The 17,661-nt window shown below is 68.3% G+C and carries 16 protein-coding genes; 8 read left to right on the top strand and 8 right to left on the bottom strand.

Features of this window, described 5'->3' with window-relative positions; translation table 11 throughout:
- Positions 1–54 precede the first annotated feature (54 nt).
- Positions 55–1,149, bottom strand: coding sequence for a redox-regulated ATPase YchF (ychF, locus tag ACYQ8K_RS21570; protein ID WP_459972203.1), 1,095 nt, complete (start codon positions 1,147–1,149; stop codon positions 55–57).
- A gap of 142 nt (positions 1,150–1,291) precedes the next feature.
- On the opposite strand from ychF, the gene ACYQ8K_RS21565 reads away from it, so the two are divergent.
- On the top strand, positions 1,292–2,506 hold the full coding sequence (locus ACYQ8K_RS21565) for a DUF6542 domain-containing protein (RefSeq protein WP_459972201.1): 1,215 nt from the start codon (positions 1,292–1,294) through the stop codon (positions 2,504–2,506).
- On the opposite strand, the gene ACYQ8K_RS21560 is transcribed toward ACYQ8K_RS21565, so the two are convergent.
- Positions 2,503–3,513 (bottom strand): 4-hydroxy-3-methylbut-2-enyl diphosphate reductase, encoded by a 1,011-nt coding sequence (locus ACYQ8K_RS21560; protein WP_459972199.1) that lies wholly within the window; start codon positions 3,511–3,513, stop codon positions 2,503–2,505. The genes ACYQ8K_RS21565 and ACYQ8K_RS21560 overlap by 4 nt on opposite strands.
- Before the next feature lie 89 nt (positions 3,514–3,602).
- Between ACYQ8K_RS21560 and ACYQ8K_RS21555 the strand changes: the two genes are divergently transcribed.
- The 4 genes from ACYQ8K_RS21555 to ACYQ8K_RS21540 all read left to right on the top strand — a co-directional run bounded on the left by ACYQ8K_RS21555 (position 3,603) and on the right by ACYQ8K_RS21540 (position 6,876).
- A complete protein-coding gene (locus ACYQ8K_RS21555; RefSeq protein ID WP_459972198.1) occupies positions 3,603–4,202 on the top strand; it encodes a lipid droplet-associated protein in 600 nt (199 codons plus the stop codon).
- Complete coding sequence (gene xseA, locus ACYQ8K_RS21550) at positions 4,199–5,455, top strand: exodeoxyribonuclease VII large subunit (protein WP_459972196.1); 1,257 nt, start codon at positions 4,199–4,201, stop codon at positions 5,453–5,455. The genes ACYQ8K_RS21555 and xseA overlap by 4 nt, the downstream gene beginning before the upstream one ends.
- Positions 5,445–5,714: an exodeoxyribonuclease VII small subunit gene (locus tag ACYQ8K_RS21545; RefSeq protein WP_459972194.1), complete on the top strand. Its 270-nt coding sequence runs from the start codon at positions 5,445–5,447 to the stop codon at positions 5,712–5,714. Before xseA ends, ACYQ8K_RS21545 begins: the two co-directional genes overlap by 11 nt.
- Positions 5,715–5,775: 61 nt before the next feature.
- Complete coding sequence (locus tag ACYQ8K_RS21540; protein ID WP_459972192.1) at positions 5,776–6,876, top strand: 3-beta-hydroxysteroid dehydrogenase; 1,101 nt, start codon at positions 5,776–5,778, stop codon at positions 6,874–6,876.
- On the opposite strand, the gene ACYQ8K_RS21535 is transcribed toward ACYQ8K_RS21540, so the two are convergent.
- From ACYQ8K_RS21535 to ACYQ8K_RS21525, 3 genes are read right to left on the bottom strand one after another with little or no spacing between them, the layout of a single operon-like run.
- Positions 6,873–8,417: a carboxylesterase/lipase family protein gene (locus tag ACYQ8K_RS21535; protein WP_459972190.1), complete on the bottom strand. Its 1,545-nt coding sequence runs from the start codon at positions 8,415–8,417 to the stop codon at positions 6,873–6,875. The genes ACYQ8K_RS21540 and ACYQ8K_RS21535 overlap by 4 nt on opposite strands.
- 25 nt (positions 8,418–8,442) lie before the next feature.
- Complete coding sequence (locus tag ACYQ8K_RS21530; RefSeq protein ID WP_459972188.1) at positions 8,443–9,240, bottom strand: dienelactone hydrolase family protein; 798 nt, start codon at positions 9,238–9,240, stop codon at positions 8,443–8,445.
- An 11-nt stretch (positions 9,241–9,251) separates the two neighbouring features.
- On the bottom strand, positions 9,252–9,950 hold the full coding sequence (locus tag ACYQ8K_RS21525) for a DUF4245 domain-containing protein (RefSeq protein WP_459972187.1): 699 nt from the start codon (positions 9,948–9,950) through the stop codon (positions 9,252–9,254).
- A gap of 54 nt (positions 9,951–10,004) precedes the next feature.
- Here ACYQ8K_RS21525 and glpX point away from each other — a divergent pair, with 54 nt between their 5' ends.
- Genes glpX through ACYQ8K_RS21510 form a run of 3 tightly spaced genes read left to right on the top strand, consistent with a single transcriptional unit; the run spans position 10,005 to position 13,603 of the window.
- Complete coding sequence (glpX, locus tag ACYQ8K_RS21520) at positions 10,005–11,084, top strand: class II fructose-bisphosphatase (protein ID WP_459972185.1); 1,080 nt, start codon at positions 10,005–10,007, stop codon at positions 11,082–11,084.
- A gap of 30 nt (positions 11,085–11,114) precedes the next feature.
- On the top strand, positions 11,115–12,530 hold the full coding sequence (locus ACYQ8K_RS21515; RefSeq protein ID WP_459972183.1) for a class II fumarate hydratase: 1,416 nt from the start codon (positions 11,115–11,117) through the stop codon (positions 12,528–12,530).
- 53 nt (positions 12,531–12,583) lie between these two features.
- Positions 12,584–13,603 carry a hypothetical protein gene (locus ACYQ8K_RS21510; RefSeq protein WP_459972181.1) on the top strand — a complete coding sequence of 340 codons (1,020 nt, stop codon included), beginning with the start codon at positions 12,584–12,586 and terminating at the stop codon, positions 13,601–13,603.
- A 15-nt stretch (positions 13,604–13,618) separates the two neighbouring features.
- Here the strand turns inward: ACYQ8K_RS21510 and ACYQ8K_RS21505 are convergent, their stop codons facing one another.
- The 3 genes from ACYQ8K_RS21505 to ACYQ8K_RS21495 all read right to left on the bottom strand — a co-directional run bounded on the left by ACYQ8K_RS21505 (position 13,619) and on the right by ACYQ8K_RS21495 (position 17,436).
- Entirely contained in the window at positions 13,619–15,052 is a 1,434-nt protein-coding gene (locus ACYQ8K_RS21505; RefSeq protein ID WP_459972180.1) for an adenylate/guanylate cyclase domain-containing protein, read from the bottom strand.
- A 150-nt stretch (positions 15,053–15,202) separates the two neighbouring features.
- A complete protein-coding gene (locus tag ACYQ8K_RS21500; protein WP_459972178.1) occupies positions 15,203–16,078 on the bottom strand; it encodes a polysaccharide deacetylase family protein in 876 nt (291 codons plus the stop codon).
- 56 nt (positions 16,079–16,134) lie between these two features.
- Complete coding sequence (locus ACYQ8K_RS21495; RefSeq protein ID WP_459972176.1) at positions 16,135–17,436, bottom strand: PhoH family protein; 1,302 nt, start codon at positions 17,434–17,436, stop codon at positions 16,135–16,137.
- Positions 17,437–17,661 lie beyond the last annotated feature (225 nt).

Genomic DNA, 17,661 nt, shown 5'->3' with positions numbered 1-17,661 from the left:
TCCGGCGGCTCTGCCTCTCGCGCTTTTCCGTGGCGGAACTCCATCATTTGGCCCTTACTTCTTTGGTTGCCCAGACGCTGCTTGGAACCGGAACTCGACCACGTCGCCGTCGGCCATGACGTAGTCCTTGCCCTCCATGCGGACCTTGCCGGCCGCCTTGGCCGCCGCCATCGACCCCGCGGCGATCAGGTCGTCATAGGAGACGATCTCGGCCTTGATGAAGCCCTTCTCGAAGTCTGTGTGAATCACCCCGGCCGCCTTCGGCGCTGTGTCCCCCTGGTGAATCACCCACGCGCGCACCTCTTTTGGGCCCGCAGTCAGATAGGTCTGCAGCTTGAGGGTGTGAAAACCGGCCCGCGCCAACGCATCCAGCCCACGCTCGGTCTGCCCGATGGACTCCAGCAGCTCGGCCGCGGACGCGTCGTCCAGCTCCTGCAGTTCGGCCTCGATCTTCGCGTCGAGGAACACCGCGTCGGCGGGCGCGACCATCGCGCTCAGCTCGGCCTTGCGGGCGTCGTCGGTCAGCACGGATTCGTCGGAATTGAACACGTAGAGAAAGGGTTTGGTGGTCATCAGGTTCAGCTCGCGCAGCAGTGCGGTGTCGAGACCGGCCGCAAAGAGCGTCTTGCCCGAATTCAGCACGGCCTCCGCGGCCACGGCCGCCTCGTGCACGGGCTTGCGGTCCTTGTTATTGCGGGCTTCCTTCTCCAGCCGCGGGACGGCCCTCTCCAGCGTCTGCATGTCGGCGAGGATCAGCTCGGTCTCGATCACCTCGATGTCGGAGCTCGGGTCGACCTTGCCGTCGACGTGCACCACGTCGTCGTCGGCGAATACCCGCACCACCTGACAGATCGCGTCACACTCGCGGATGTTGGCCAGAAACTTGTTGCCCAGCCCGGCGCCCTCGGACGCGCCTTTCACGATCCCGGCGATGTCGACGAACGTCACCGGCGCCGGCACGATCTTCTCGGAATCAAACATCTCGGCCAGCTTGTCCAACCGGGGATCGGGCAGCGGGACGACGCCCTCGTTGGGCTCGATCGTCGCGAACGGATAGTTGGCCGCCACCACGTTGTTCCGGGTCAGCGCGTTGAACAAGGTCGACTTGCCAACGTTGGGCAACCCCACTATTCCCAGGCTCAGGCTCACGGGGAACCAAGTCTAGGGGTGTGGGCGGCGACGGGCGCCGGGGACCGTGGATCACCGCCGATACTGCACGCCGGCATGGCACGCGCAGGATCGCAACGAGGTATTTACGGGCCTTTCGGCCCATTCCCGGTACGGTCTACATGTGTCAGCACAGCGGGCAAGTTCGACGGTGGAGGGTGCTCACCGTTCGATCCACCCAAATATCCCAGGTGTCCCCTGGTACGCAGCCCTGCTTATCGCCGTCACGGCGACCGCCATCGGCTACGGAATCGACGCTGGTCACAAGGAACTGACCCACGTCTTCGCCGGCTTCTATATAGCCGGCTGCGTGGCGGCGGTGCTAGCGGTGCGCCAGGACGGCATCTTCACCACGATCATCCAGCCACCCCTGATCCTGTTCGGCGCGGTCCCCGGCGCCTATTGGCTGTTCCACGACGCCAAGGTCGGCCGCCTCAAGGACCTGCTGATCAACTGCGGCTACCCGCTGATCGAGCGCTTCCCGCTGATGCTGGGCACCGCCGGCGGCGTACTCGCGATCGGGCTGGCCCGGTGGTACTTCGGAAACGCCTACAAGACGAGCGCGGCGACGGGTGCCTCCTCCGAGGACGCCGCCGGGGCCGCGAACGTCGACGTCAAGTCCTTCTTCAACGGCATCGTCGCCAAAGCGCAGTCGGTGCTGCAGTCCGGTGCCGACGCCGACGAGGCCGACGACAGCACCGATTCCCGTCGCGCGCGCAGGTCGGGCTCGCCGTCGAGGACCCGCCGCACGACCCGCAGCACCCGCTCCTCCACCCGGTCGGCGCGCACCCGCTCCCGGCATTCACGCGAGCCGCTGGGCGACGGGTCCGAACCGGTCGAGCGCCCCGAGCGCCCGAGGCGCACCAGCACGCGCCGCAGCGCCGCAGCGGCTCGCGATTATGACGCCGCAGACCCGGCGGCCCGGCGGCCACGCCGCCGGCCACGCCCGGACGCCGATGCCGATCCGCGTGGTCAATCGCCCCGGGAAGCCCGTCGCGAACCGCGCACCCGGCGCAGTCCCTACGAGCGGCCCAGTCCGCGGAGCAGCCGGTTCGACGGCTTCGAGTCCTACGGCGACCGCTACGACCCGCCGAGCGGCCCCACCTCTGCGAGCCGGTATGAGAGCCGCGAGCCCTACGAGCCTTCCTATGAACCGAGGCGGCGGCGGCCGTCCAACGGTTCCAGCGGCACGCATCACCCCATCTCGCAGGTGCGCTACCGCGGCGCCGGTTCGCAAGACCCGCCGCGCGAGCCGCACACCGAGCGCCGCAGCCGCTCGCGGACACCGGGACGCACGCACGGACGGTCGCCGGCGGAATCCTGGGAGTACGACGGCTAGCGACCTGACCGGATCTCGCGCGGCAGCGCGAACACCAGGGTCTCCTGCGCGGTCGTGACCGGCTGCACCACGTCGTAGCCGCACTCGGCCAGCCGCGCCAGCACGCCTTCCACCAGGACTTCGGGAACCGACGCCCCCGAGGTGACGCCCACGGTGGTGACGCCTTCCAGCCACGCCGGGTCGATGTCGTCGGCCCAGTCGACCAGGTGCGCGGCGGCCGCGCCGCCGCCCAGCGCCACCTCGACCAGCCGCACCGAATTCGACGAGTTGCGGGACCCGACGACGATCACCAGCTCGCACTCCGGGGCCATCGCCTTGACCGCGACCTGCCGGTTCTGGGTCGCGTAGCAGATGTCGTCGCTGGGCGGATCCTGCAGCTTCGGGAACCGCAGCCGCAGCCGCTCGACGATCTCCATGGTCTCGTCGACCGACAGCGTGGTCTGCGAGAGCCACACCACCTTGTTCTCGTCGCGCACGGTCACGTTGTCCACGGCGGCCACCCCGTCGACCAGCTGCACGTGGTCGGGCGCCTCGCCGGCGGTCCCGACAACCTCCTCGTGGCCCTCGTGGCCGATGAGCAGGATGTCGTAGTCGTTGCGGGCGAACCGCCTGGCCTCGTTGTGCACCTTGGTCACCAGGGGGCAGGTGGCGTCGATGGTGTGCAGGTTCCGGTCGGCGGCCGCGGCGTGCACCGTGGGCGCGACGCCGTGGGCGGAGAACACCACGATGGCCCCTTCGGGAACCTCGTCGGTCTCCTCGACGAACACGGCGCCGGCCTTTTCCAGGGTGGTGACGACGTGCCGGTTGTGCACGATCTCGTGACGCACGTAGACCGGTGGGCCGTGCTTTTCCAGCGCGCGTTCCACCGTCTCCACGGCCCTGTCGACGCCCGCGCAGTACCCGCGCGGTTCGGCCAGGAGCACTCGCTTACGGGCCGGGTCGCTGGCTACCGATTGCGCTGGTCCTCCCACACGGCCGGGAATCCCCATGTCGATAGTCGGCGGCATGACGTCCAGGGTACTTACTGCCGACACGGGCTTGCCAGCTCGCGGCGGTGGGCTTGGAGTTAGCCGCCGCTTAGGGCAATCTTGGACCCATGGGCACTGCACCGTATGGCGTTCGGCTGCTGGTCGGGGCGGCAACAGTCGCTGTCGAAGAGACCATCAGGCTGCCGAAAACCATCCTGATGTACCCGATGACGCTGGCCAGCCAGGCTGCACACATCGTGATGCGCTTTCAGCAGAACCTCGCCGAGCTGGCGATCAAGGGCGACAGCACCCTCGAGTCGATCTTCCCGCCCCGGGACGAGAAGCCGGAATGGGCGACCTTCGACGAGGATCTGAACGACGCGGTCGACGGCGCCTACAGCCCGGTGCCCGACGGCGGTGAGGGTGAGCGCCGCGCCGAGGGCCGGTTCGCGCTGTATTCGGTGGCCGACGCGCACGAAGACGCCAGCGCCCTGACCAAGCCCGCCCGGCAATCGAAGAAGCCGGCCGCCGATGCCTCGGTTCCGCAACCGGCGGTGGTCACCGAGCTGGACTACTCATCGCTGACGCTGGCGCAGCTGCGGGCCCGTTTGCAATCGCTGAGCGTGGACGAACTCGAAGCCCTGCTGGCCTACGAGCAGGCCACCAAAGGCCGCGCGCCGTTCCAGACGCTGCTCGCCAACAGGATCACCCGCGCGAACGCGAAGTGACACCGGCCGTTACCTCCGAACCGAATTCCGCGGAGAACCCCTTCCCGGTGCGCGCCGTGGCCATCCGGGTCGCCGGCTGGATCGACAAGCTGGGCACCGTCTGGGTCGAGGGCCAGCTCGCCCAGATCTCGATGCGGCAGGACTCCAAAACCGTGTTCATGGTGCTGCGTGACCCGGCCGCAGACATGTCGCTGAGCGTGACGTGCCCGCGCGACCTGGTGCTGAACGCTCCGGTCAAGCTTGCCGAAGGCACGCAGGTGGTGGTCCGCGGCAAGCCGTCCTTTTACACGGGCCGGGGAACATTCTCGTTGCGGCTCACCGAGATTCGCGCCGTCGGGGTGGGCGAGCTGCTGGCTCGCATCGACCGGCTGCGCCGGCTGCTGGACGCCGAGGGCCTATTCGACCCTCGGCTCAAGCGCCCAATCCCCTTCTTGCCCAACATGATCGGCTTGATCACCGGCCGGGCCAGCGCCGCAGAACGCGATGTGACAACGGTGGCCGCCGCGCGCTGGCCCGGGGCGCGCTTCGCGGTGCGCAACACCGCGGTGCAGGGACCCAACGCGGTCGCCCAGATCGTCGAGGCGCTGGGCGAACTCGACCGCGACGCCGAGGTCGACGTCATCGTGCTGGCCCGCGGCGGCGGCAGCGTGGAGGACCTGCTGCCATTCTCCGACGAGACGCTGTGCCGCGCGATCGCGGCGTGCCGCACCCCGGTGATCAGTGCGGTCGGCCACGAGCCCGACAATCCGCTGTGCGACCTGGTCGCCGACCTGCGTGCGGCCACTCCCACCGACGCGGCGAAGCAGGTGGTGCCCGATACCGGGGCCGAGCAGCGGCTGATCGACGACCTGCGCCGGCGCAGCGCGCAGGCGCTGCGCAACTGGGTTTCCCGCGAGCAACGGGCGCTGGCCCAGATACGCAGCCGCCCGGTGCTGGCCGAGCCGCTGGCGGCGCTCACCGCGCGCGCCGAGGAGGTGCACCGCGCCCGATCGGCGATTCGCCGCGACATCACCCGGCTGGCCGCGACCGAGGGAGAGCGCGTCGGCCACCTGAGCGCGCGACTGGCGACGTTGGGGCCGGCGGCCACGCTGGCCCGCGGTTACGCCATCGTGCAAACCACCGTGCAGACCATCGGGCCGGCGAACCGGGTGCTCCGCTCAGCCGATGACGCGCCGGCGGGTACGCGACTGCGGGTGCGGGTGGCCGACGGCGCCGTGGCCGCGGTGAGCGAGGGGCGGACCGATGGCGCATAAAAACGACGGCGGAGACGAGGCCATCACCCCGGAAGGGGAAGAATCCATTACACCTATTAGTCACCTTGCCTATGAAGCGTGCCGGGACGAATTGATCGAAGTCGTCCGGGTGCTGGAGCAGGGCGGGTTGGACTTGGATGAGTCGCTGAAACTGTGGGAAAGAGGCGAACAGCTCGCTAAACGCTGTGAAGAGCACTTAGCTGGCGCGCGAAAGAGGATCGAAGATGTGCTCGCGGCGGGCGACGCCGACGACGCCTGAACTCAGGGATATCGGAGGGCTTTGTTGAAGACCTTTTGCCAAACTGGAACACGTTTCAGTTATGCTCGCAGCCATGGGTGATGCATCGCTGACGGCCGAACTCGGCCGCGTCCTGGTCACCGGGGGGTCCGGATTCGTCGGCGCCAACCTGGTGACCACCTTGCTCGACCGCGGGCATCAGGTCCGCTCCTTCGACCGTGCGCCCTCGCCGCTGCCGCCCCACCCGCGACTGGAGGTGCTGCAGGGCGACATCACCGATACCGCCGTGTGCGCGCGGGCGGTCGACGGCATCGACACCGTCTTCCACACCGCGGCGATCATTGACCTGATGGGCGGCGCGTCGGTGACCGACGAGTACCGCCAGCGCAGCTTCGGGGTCAACGTCGGGGGCACCGAGAACCTGGTCCGCGCCGGACAGGCGGCCGGGGTGCAGCGCTTCGTCTACACATCGTCGAACAGCGTCGTCATGGGCGGCCAGAACATCGCCGGCGGCGACGAGACGCTGCCCTACACCGACCGGTTCAACGACCTGTACACCGAGACCAAGGTGATCGCTGAGCGATTCGTCTTGGGCCAGAACGGGGTTGACGGCCTGTTGACGTGTGCGATCCGGCCCAGCGGCATCTGGGGCCGCGGCGATCAGACGATGTTCCGCAAGCTGTTCGAAAGCGTGATCGCAGGCCACGTCAAGGTGCTGATCGGGCGCAAATCAGCCCGGCTGGACAACTCCTACGTGCACAACCTGATTCACGGTTTCATCCTGGCGGCCGAGCACCTGACGCCCGGAGGCACCGCGCCCGGCCAGGCGTACTTCATCAACGACGCCGAGCCGATCAACATGTTCGAGTTCGCCAGGCCGGTCGTCGAGGCGTGCGGGGAGAAGTGGCCCCGCGTCCGGGTGAACGGCCCCATCGTGCGCGCGGCGATGACGGGTTGGCAGCGCTTGCATTTCCGGTTCGGGATACCCGCGCCGCTGCTCGAGCCGCTCGCCGTCGAGCGGCTGTATCTGGACAACTTTTTCTCGATCGCCAAGGCGTCGCGCGATCTCGGGTACCAGCCCCTGTTCAACACCGAGCAGGCGCTGTCGGAATGCCTGTCCTACTACGTCGACATGTTCGACCAGATGAAGCGACAAGCCTTGGCGGGCAAGGCATCCGCCTAGCGGAAGCTCACCATCTCGCTGCCCCAGGCCGCGCGGATGCCGGCATCGACGTCGTGGGCGAGGGCGTCGTTGCGGCCGATGATCAGGCAGGAACGGTCGTCCTTGGCATACGGTGTCCACTCCGGCTCACCGGCGGGACCCGCGGGCGTGCCGTACGCGGCGAAGTTGACCCACCGGGCGCGCACCCGCTTGGACACCGCCTTGGCGGTCTTGGTACCACCGAGCTTCAGGGTGGGATCCTTCGGCGCCCCGAGAGTGCCCCAGACGTAAGGCAATTCGGTGGCATGCGCGGCGTTGACCATCAGCAGCTTCAGCAACGGGGTGGCGTAATCGAACCGGTATAGATAGACCGGCGCCACCCGGCTGTGGCCCTCGGCGAGCCACACCGACGGCATCCGGAAGCCGACGTCGGTCGCGATGCTCAAACTCCTTGCCCTGCGCCGCATTCGCGAATACGCCGAGCCGATCACCTCTTCGGTGGGCAACTGCAGATCGGGTTGCTCGGCGGCGATCTGGTTGAACATCGATGTGATCGCGCTCGGAGTGATCGGCATCAGCGGCGAGCGCATCAACCGAAACAGCGCCGCCTCATGCTTGTTGGTGCCGATGATCAGCGGGACCGCATGTGAGCGGCCCTCCTGCGCCAGCTTGACCGGGTAGTCGGTCAGCACGTCGCCGTCCACGATCGGGACGAACGCCAGCCTCCCCGGGTTGCGCACCGGCACTTCGTCGAACACCTGTTGCGACGCGGCCAGGATCGCCGCCATGGGCAGGTCGACCAGCTTTTCCGATTCCGACGGGGCGACGCCCAGCCGGTCGAGGAAGGCCTTAGCCACCAACGCGGCCCGCTCGCGGTCGTAAACCGAAGTGGCCGGCGAACTTTGCGCGATCGCCGCACCGAACAGACCCTCGGCCGCCGGACTGGCCAGCAGAGTGGTGACGATCCCGGCCCCGGCGGACTCGCCGAACAGCGTGATCCGCCGCGGATCGCCGCCGAAGCCGGCGATGTTGTCGCGCACCCACTCCAGCGCCGCCAGCACGTCACGCAAACCGACGTTCGAGTCGAAATGCCGGCCCGCGCGATCGAATGACGACAGGTCCAGAAAGCCGAGCACCCCGAGCCGGTAGTTGACGGTCACCACGACGACGTCGCCATGGCTGACCAGCCTGCGGCCGTCGTACAGCGTCTGGCTGCTCGACCCCAGGACATAGGCGCCGCCGTGCAACCAGACCATCACCGGCTTGGCGTCGCCGGGCCGGGTGTCACAAGACGCCCAGACGTTGAGCCGCAGGCAGTCTTCACCCTGGGGCGCGCCCAGATCCAATGGCATGTTGGGGAATACGGGCTGCGGGCACGCCGGCCCGAATGCGGTGGCGTCGGCGACCTCCGTGCCGCGCGCGGGCGGCTGGGGCGCCCGGAAGCGCAGCTCGCCGGTGGGAGCCGCCGCGTACCGAATTCCCCTCCACGCCTTGACGTTGCCCTCGGCGATGCCCCGGACCGGTCCGTAATTGGTTTCGACCACCAGGTCGTCGATTGCCATGCGCGTGCGAAATCTCCTGAAGAACCTAGAAAAGGCGTTGCGTGAGGAACTCGACCACGCACTTGCGGGCCTCGTAGGCGGGATGACCGTCGACCTCGCGGACCTCGTCGGTGAGCACCGAGTGCGCCATCTTGCCGAAGCCGTGCTGATTGTTTGGGCCCGAGTCGATGTCGATCACCTCGAAGGCGTTGCCGAGGCGCTGCTTGAGCGTCGCGAATCGCTCGCCGGGCGCCATCTTGTCCTCGCTGAACCGCAGACCCATCGCGCACAGGCCGTCGTTGGCGCACCGGTCGGCCACGGTGGCCAGCTCGGATTCGCTCAGGCCTGGATCGCGGCGCCGCGCGGCGCCCAGCGGGAACGGGACCGACGGCTGCGAGAGCACCGGCGCCAGCACGCTGTCGTCGACCGCGGCGGCCAGCGCGAACCCGCCGGTGAAGCACTGACCGATCACCCCGACGCCCTTGCCGGGCGTCGATCCGTTGAGATCACGGGCCAGGGCACGCAGGAACGATGCAACCGGCCGCTGCTTGTTCAGCGCGAGTGCCGCGAATTCCCTTGCCACACAAGCCCGCCCGATGGCGCCGACGATGTAGCCCGCCGTCTTGGCCTTGCCCGGCTCGCCGAACAGTGACGGCATGGCGACAGTGAAGCCGTTGTCCACCAGGTGATTACCCAGGGCGAGCACGCCGGGATGGATTCCGGGGAGCTCGGGAATCAGCACCACCCCGGGGCCGCTGCCCTTGCGGTAGACGTCGTGGGTGTAGCCGCCACCGCTGAACGGCGCCACCGACCATCCGGAAAGATCGGCCTCAGGTGCAGTCACGCGAGTCCCTTCTAGCGCCTCGGCAAAGGCGGTTGCGATTGCGTCGCCGACGCAAGCGTACGGAACTGATCGGTGTTTCCGGCGCCGGTTATCGCAATTTGGGCGGCACCGCCCGGGCCGCTGAGCCGCGTCGTCCATACCGGCTCGGCGTCCGCGCCGTCCTGGCCGGAACCCTGGTAGACCACCCAGCTGGTTCCGGCGACGTCGACGGCCCCGGTCGGCGACGCCGACGGATGAATCGAGTTGACGAGCTTGTCCTCGTCGGCGTCGCTCTGGGTCAGGCTCAAATACATCCCGGTCGGACTGATGTAGCCGACGACCGAGAGAGGCGCGTTCACCCGCTGGCCGCTGGCGGGGTCGGTCCGCCCGCCCTGGATGCCTGCGCGGTGGCCGGAGTTAGCCTGCCAGCCGGCGGGCAGCCGGGGTTCGCGGATGGGAAAGCCGAATGCGGCTGCGTCGGCCCGCAGGGCCGCACCGGCGTCATAGGACGGGACGGGGCCCTCGTGGTTGCCGAGCTGAAACGAGCACATGCCCAGCATCCCGGCCAGCACGATGCACCCGATGACCAGCGGAATCAGGGACCAGAACATGTCCCGGCCGTCCTGCAACAGCCGGGGCTTCGCCGGCCTGGGTGCCGGGCCCGCTTGCGGAGACGGCACGGCGGCTTCGCTCCCATCAAGCTGGGCATTCAGCGGCGGCTCCTCCGTCATCCCCCAAGTATCCCAGTTCCAGCGGACCGATCCGCTTCTGGGACAATCGCAACCATGACAGTTGAGGGCGACCGCTCGACCGCCACCACCGGCCGGGTCCCAGCGCAGGGGCGACCGCGCGGTGAGGCTCCGGACCGCAACCTGGCATTGGAACTGGTACGCGTCACGGAGGCCGGTGCCATGGCCGCAGGTCGCTGGGTCGGCCGCGGCGACAAAGAGGGCGGCGACGGGGCGGCCGTCGACGCGATGCGCGAGCTGGTCAACACGGTGTCGATGCGCGGCGTCGTCGTCATCGGCGAGGGTGAGAAGGACCACGCGCCGATGCTCTACAACGGCGAGGAAGTAGGCAACGGCGACGGCGCGGACTGCGACTTCGCCGTCGACCCGATCGACGGCACCACGCTGATGAGCAAGGGCATGCCCAACGCCATCTCCGTGCTCGCGGTGGCCGACCGCGGCGCGATGTTCGACCCGTCCGCGGTCTTCTACATGAACAAGATCGCCGTCGGGCCCGAGGCCGCGCACGTGCTCGACATCACCGCCCCGATCGCCGAGAACATCAAAGCCGTCGCCAAGGTCAAGGCGCTGTCGGTGCGGGACATGACCGTGTGCATCCTGGACCGGCCGCGGCACGCCAAGCTGATCGAGGACGTGCGGGCCACCGGGGCCCGGATCCGGCTGATCACCGACGGCGACGTCGCGGGCGCCATCTCGGCCTGCCGCCCGCACTCGGGCACCGACATGCTGGCCGGGATCGGCGGCACGCCGGAGGGCATCATCGCCGCCGCCGCGATCCGCTGCATGGGCGGCGCCATCCAGGCGCAGCTGGCCCCCACGGACGACGAGGAACGCCAGAAGGCCGTCGACGCCGGCTACGACCTGGACCGCGTGCTGACCACCGAGGACCTGGTCTCCGGTGAGAACGTGTTCTTCTGCGCCACCGGAGTCACCAACGGCGACCTGCTCAAGGGCGTGCAGTATTACCCCGGCGGCTGCACCACGCAGTCGATCGTGATGCGGTCGAAGTCGGGAACGGTCCGGATGATCGAGGCCTACCACCGGCTTTCGAAACTCAACGAGTATTCCGCCATCGACTTCACCGGCGATACCTCCGCCGCCTATCCCCTGCCCTGACCACCGATCGAAGAACGAGGAAGCCGCTTTATGGGCGCTGAAAACGTCGAAGACACCGAGTACCGCATCGAGCACGACACCATGGGCGAGGTGCGCGTCCCCGCAAAAGCGTTGTGGCGCGCGCAAACCCAGCGTGCGGTCGAGAACTTCCCGATTTCGGGCCGCGGCCTGGAACGCACCCAGATCCGTGCGTTGGGCCTGCTGAAGGGCGCCTGCGCGCAGGTCAACAAGGACCTCGGGCTGCTGGCGCCGGAGAAGGCCGACGCGATCATCGCCGCGGCGGCTGAGATCGCCGACGGCCGGCACGACGACCAGTTCCCCATCGACGTCTTCCAGACCGGTTCGGGCACAAGCTCCAACATGAACACCAACGAGGTGATCGCCAGCATCGCGGCCGCCAACGGCGTGACGGTGCATCCCAACGACGACGTCAACATGTCGCAGTCGTCGAACGACACCTTCCCCACCGCAACGCACATCGCGGCCACCGAGGCCGCCGTGCGTCATCTGATCCCTGCTCTCGAGGTGCTGCACGCCGCCCTGGCCGGCAAGGCCCGCGAGTGGCACACCGTGGTCAAGTCGGGCCGCACCCACCTGATGGACGCCGTCCCGGTGACGCTCGGTCAGGAATTCAGCGGGTACGCCCGGCAGATCGAGGCGGGCATCGAGCGGGTGCGCGCGACGCTGCCCCGGCTCGGCGAACTGGCGATCGGAGGCACCGCGGTCGGCACCGGCCTGAACGCTCCCGACGGCTTCGGCGCCAAGGTGGTCGAAACGCTGGTCGCCTCCACCGGCCTGAGCGAATTGCGCACGGCGGCAAACTCATTCGAGGCGCAGGCGGCGCGCGACGGCCTGGTCGAGGCGTCCGGCGCGCTGCGCACCATCGCGGTGTCGCTGACCAAGATCGCCAACGACGTGCGCTGGATGGGGTCGGGCCCGCTGACCGGCCTGGCCGAGATCCAGCTGCCCGACCTGCAGCCGGGTAGCTCGATCATGCCCGGCAAGGTCAATCCCGTTCTGCCCGAGGCGGTCACGCAGGTCGCCGCGCAGGTGATCGGGAACGACGCCGCCGTCGCGTGGGGCGGTGGCAACGGTGCGTTCGAACTCAACGTCTACATCCCGATGATGGCCCGCAACATCCTCGAGTCCTTCAAGCTGCTGACGAACGTGTCGAAGTTGTTCGCCGAGCGCTGCATCACCGGGCTGGCCGCCAATGTGGAGCACCTGCGCGAGCTGGCCGAGTCGTCGCCGTCCATCGTGACGCCGCTCAACTCCGCGATCGGCTACGAGGAGGCCGCCGCGGTGGCCAAGCAGGCGCTCAAGGAACGCAAGACGATTCGTCAGACCGTGATCGATCGTGGCTTGATCGGCGACAAGTTGTCGATCGACGAACTCGACCGGCGGCTTGACGTGCTGGCGATGGCCAAGGTCAAGCCCGAAGACTGAGCCGTCCGTTCTCCGGTGACGGCGGTGGTCGACGAGAGTAAGGGTGGTTTTCCATGACGGCTCCTCCCGGCGGTCCCTATGGTCAGGGACCCTACGGAAGCAATCCGTATGGGCAGGACCCGAATTGGGGCGGCCAGCCGCAGGGCGCTCCCGGCCCCTACCCGCAGGGTGGTCCCGGCCCCTACCAACAGGGCGGTCCCGCTCCCTACCCGCAGGGTGGTCCGGGCCCCTACCCGCAGGGCGGTCCGTACGCCTACCCGCCGCCGGGTGGCCCCTACCCATATCAGCAGTATCCCCAACCCGGACAACAGTTTCCGCCGGGTGGCCCAGGCGGGCCCTACCCACCGGGTCCGCCGCCGGGTAGGTCCGGCTCGAAGCTGCCGTGGCTGATCGTCGCCGGCCTGGTCGTGCTGGCGGTCATCGCGCTGGTGGCGACACTGCTGGTGATGCGGGGCGGCCATGACAACAAGTCGGCCACCGCGCCCTCGACAGCCAGCACCTCGGTCTCGCAGCCGAAGAACTCCGCGCAGAATGCGACCGACTGCACCCCGAACGTGTCCGGCGGTGAGATGCCGCGGGGCGACTCGATCTCCGCGGGCAAGCTTTCGTTCCCCGCCAGTGCGGCGCCGGGCGGGTGGACGGTGTTCTCCGACGACCAGGGCCCGAACCTGATCGGCGGGCTGGGGGTCGCCCAGGACGTGCCCGGAGCCAATCAGTGGATGATGACGGCCGAGGTCGGCGTCACCAATTTCGTTCCCAGCATGGACCTTACGGCGCAGGCCACAAAGTTGATGCAATGCATCGTCGCGGGTCCCGGCTACGCGAACGCCCAGCCCACGCTCGGACCGACGAAGTCGTCGTCGATCACCGTCGACGGCACCAAGGCTGCCCGGGTCGACGCCGACGTCACGATCGCCGATCCCAGCCGCAACGTCAAGGGCGACTCCGTCACCATCATCGCCGTCGACACCAAGCCAGTGACGGTCTTCATCGGCAGCACACCCATCGGTGACGCCGCCTCGGCGGGCCTCGTCGGTAAAATCATTGCCGCGCTGAAGGTCTCGAAGTCCTGAGGTAGGTTGGCCCGGCTAGCCGGTCGGCGCCGAGACGTGGGTTGCCTCGGATCGCCCGCGCAGCACCGTGGAATAGCATTCGGACCACTGCGCGCGCTCCGCCTCACCCGCGGCATCGATGGCGCCCGCCGAACACAGGATGCGCCGGTCGGAGGTTTTGGCGAGGTCGGCCAGCCGCGCGGCTTCGTTGACGGCGTCACCGATCACGGTGTATTCGTACCGGTTTTCGGCGCCGACGTTGCCGGCGAACACCCGACCAGCTGACACACCGATGCCGAAATCGACCGGCAGCCTGCGCAGTTGGGAGCCCAGCGCTCGAGCGGTTGCCAAGGCCGACGATGCCGGATCGCTGATCGGCAACGGCACCCCGAAGACGGCCAGTGCGGCATCGCCGGCGAATTTGTTGACCAGCCCATGGTGTTCGTCGACGGCATGCACGACGATCCGGAAGAAGTCATTGAGCACCGCCGCGACGTCTTGCGGGGGGCGGCTTTCGGCGAGTTGCGTGGATCCCACCAGGTCGATGAAAAGCACCGCCGCTTCCACCACGTCGCCCGACAGCGTGGCGCCCTCGGTGAGGGCGCGTTGTGCGACGTCGGCGCCGACATGGCGGCCGAACAAGTCACGCAGCCGGTCGCGCTCGGCCAGGCCAGCCACCATACGGTTGAAACCCGTTTGCAGCCGCCCGATTTGGGATCGTTCGTAGGCGCCGACATACGTTTCCATGCGGCCGTGTTCGACCTCGGCCATCGCGTCGACGACCTCACCGACCGGGTCCGAGATGGACCGCGAGGTCAGGATCATCGTGGGCAGCCCCAGCACCAGCGCCGCCAGCGACACCACCAGGATCGGCACGTCCAGCGAGGCCGACTTCTCGATCAGCCACCCGTACGAGCGGAGTACGACCAGCGTCGCGATGACGGCGATGGGAAAGGCGCTGCACAAGAACCACAGCAGAACCAGCCGCGCGTACACGCTCGGCACCGCCAGCCGCGGCTCGGCGCCCAGCGTGGCCGCGCGCATGATGGGCCGCAGGGTGCGTTGCGCGAGCAGCATCCCGGTGCCGGCGGCCGCCGATCCGCCGAGCAGCACGCCGAGCACGATGGGCAGCAGAAGTTGTGGCCCGCCAGTCAGATTCAGCAGGATGAAGATGCCGCCGGTCAGTGCCCAGGAGGTCACCAGGATCGCCGACTGGCGCCCGGCCAGCCGCATCACGGCTTCGCGTTGCTCTGGGGTGGGTTCGTCACCCGCAACGAACCACCGCACGGTGGGCGCCAGGCTGAGGGCGCCGGCCACCGCGACGCTGACGATGCCCAGCACGATGAGCAGCACCACGGGCGCGGTGTTCTGCCGCGCGAAGTCCGCGTTGGCGCCGACGGAAGTGTGGCCGCGCAACGGAATCAGGATGGCCGCAGCCTCGATGACCGCCAGCACGTAGGACAGGCTCATATCGAACCCGTATTGAAACAGCCACCGTCGAAAAGACTTTCGTTGACCGGGCTGGCGCACCGGGCCACGCCATGATGGCGGAAGCCGATCCCGAAGCCATCCCACGGTGATCACCCTGTAAAAGTAGCCGCGTCTGGTCCGAAACTTGCTCTAAGCACCGTTGTTCGGCCCGCCGGAATTCTGCCCTGGGATGTCGGTGATCGGGAAATTCGGCATCGGTTTCGGTGAGGGCGTGTTGGGCAGCGTGGGGATGTCACCGGGCGGGATGTCGTGCAGGCCGTTGACGGCCGGGCCGTTCTCCCGGCTGCCGTAACTGCTGCCGGGAGAACGCGATCCGAGCAGGTCGCTGACCGTCACCATCCGGTAGCCGTTGGCCTTGAGCACCGGGATGAACTGATACACCAGGTCGACGGTGCTCGAATAGGTACTGTGCAGCAGGACCACCGAGCCGGGCTTGATGTAGGTCATCAGCATGTAGCGCGTCGCGGCCGTGTTCGAGTCGTTCGCCCAATCGAAAGGGATCACATCCCAGAGGATTTCGGCCAGACCGAATTGGCCGGCGGCCTGGCGCACCACCGGGTCGGACAACCCGCCCGCGGGGCGGTACAGGTTGGGGGTGCGGCCGGTCGCGGCGGTGATCGCGTCGTTGGCCTTGGCGAACTGGGCGGCGATGTCCTCGCGCGGGATCGTGGTCATGTTGGGGTGTTCCCAGGTGTGGCTGCCGATTTCCATCCCCGCGTCTGCGATGCGCTTGGCCCCGGCCGGGTTGGCGGCCACCTTGTTGCCGATCAGGAAGAAGGTGGCCTTGGCGTCGTTCTCCTTCAGGATTTGCAGCAACCGCTCGTCGAACGGCCCCGGCCCGTCGTCGAACGTCAACGCGACGCACTTGACGACCGAGCAGCTGAGGTCGTCGGCGCGCGTCACGTGGCCCGTGAGCCCGCCGATCACCAGCACCGCGACGGCCGCCGCCACCCCGACAACCGTGCGCCAGTAGCGCCAGGCCTGGGTGTCGGGTCGTTTCGCCACCGTGGAAGTTTATCGAAGCGAGGCCCACCCGGGGCCGACCGCGCTGGTCAGGCGCCTCACTGCGGGCCGGCGATCTCCTCGAGCATCTCGGTGACCAGGGCCGCAATCGGGGACCGCTCGCTGCGCAACAGGGTGATGTGGGCGAACAGCGGATGGCCCTTGAGCTTCTCGATCACCGCCGCGACCCCGTCGTGGCGGCCCACTCGCAGGTTGTCCCGCTGCGCGATGTCGTGCGTCAACACCACGCGCGACCCGGTGCCCAGCCTGGACAGCACGGTCAGCAGGACGTTGCGTTCCAGCGACTGCGCCTCGTCGACGATCACGAACGAGTCGTGCAGCGACCGGCCCCGGATGTGGGTCAGCGGCAGCACCTCGAGCATGCCCCGGGACAGCACTTCCTCCAGCACCGCCGGGCTGGCCAGACCCTCGAGGGTGTCGAAGACGGCCTGCGCCCACGGACCCATCTTTTCGCTCTCGCTGCCGGGCAGGTACCCCAGTTCCTGACCGCCGACGGCGTAGAGCGGCCGGAAGACCACCACCTTGCGCTGGGTCCGGCGCTCCAGCACCGCCTCCAGGCCGGCGCACAAGGCGAGGGCCGACTTGCCGGTGCCCGCCTTGCCGCCCATCGACACGATGCCCACCGACTCGTCGAGTAGCAGGTCCAGGGCGACGCGTTGCTCGGCGGAGCGGCCGCGCAACCCGAAGACCTCGCGGTCGCCACGCACCAGCTGGACGCGCTTGTCCGCGTTGACCCGGCCCAGGGCGTGAGAGCTTCCACCAAGCAACCGAACACCGGTGTGGCACGGTAGGTCTCGCGCTTCCACCAGATCGATCTCGCCTTCGGCGAATAGCGCGTCGATGTCCTCGGTGGCGGTCTCGATCTCGCACATCCCCGACCATCCGGAGGCCACCACGTCCTGCGCGTGGTACTCGTCGGCGGCCAGACCCACCGCGGCCGCCTTGACGCGAAGCGGAATGTCCTTGCTGACCAACGTAACTCGCTTGCCCTCGGCAGCGAGGTTGGCGGCACAGCTCAGGATCCGGGAGTCGTTGCTGTCGCTGCGGAAACCCGCCGGCAGCACCGACGGGTCGGTGTGGTTGAGCTCGACGTGCAGCGAACCGCCCTGCGTCCCAACGGGAATGGGCTGATCCAGTCGTCCGTGCAGCAGCCGGAGATCGTCGAACAGCCGCAAGGACTGGCGGGCGAACCATCCCAGCTCGTGGTGGTGGCGTTTGGCCTCCAGCTCGCTGATCACCACCAACGGAACAACCACCTCGTGTTCGGCGAACCGGCTGCACGCCCAGGGGTCGGACAGCAGCACGGAAGTGTCGATCACGTAGGTCCGGATTTCGGTCACGTAGCGCTCCTCGAGCGGGATGAGCCCGCGCGGACCCGCACAGGCATGTCGACGGGAACCGCAGCACCAGGACCGGGGCCGGTCCTTCCGTTGTGGTGACGGGAGGTGCCGCCCTGGCAGCAGAGCATGACGCTGACCATCGGGATCGACGCTACTCCCGTGGCCGCATGCGCGCTGTGCAGGCGCGCCGACGTGGCGAGCCGCGACCACCTTCGGTGGGCGGCC

The organism is Mycobacterium sp. MUNTM1, assembly GCF_054660795.1.
Note: the sequence above shows the minus strand (reverse complement) of the source record. Positions and strands in the feature narration are given on the sequence as shown.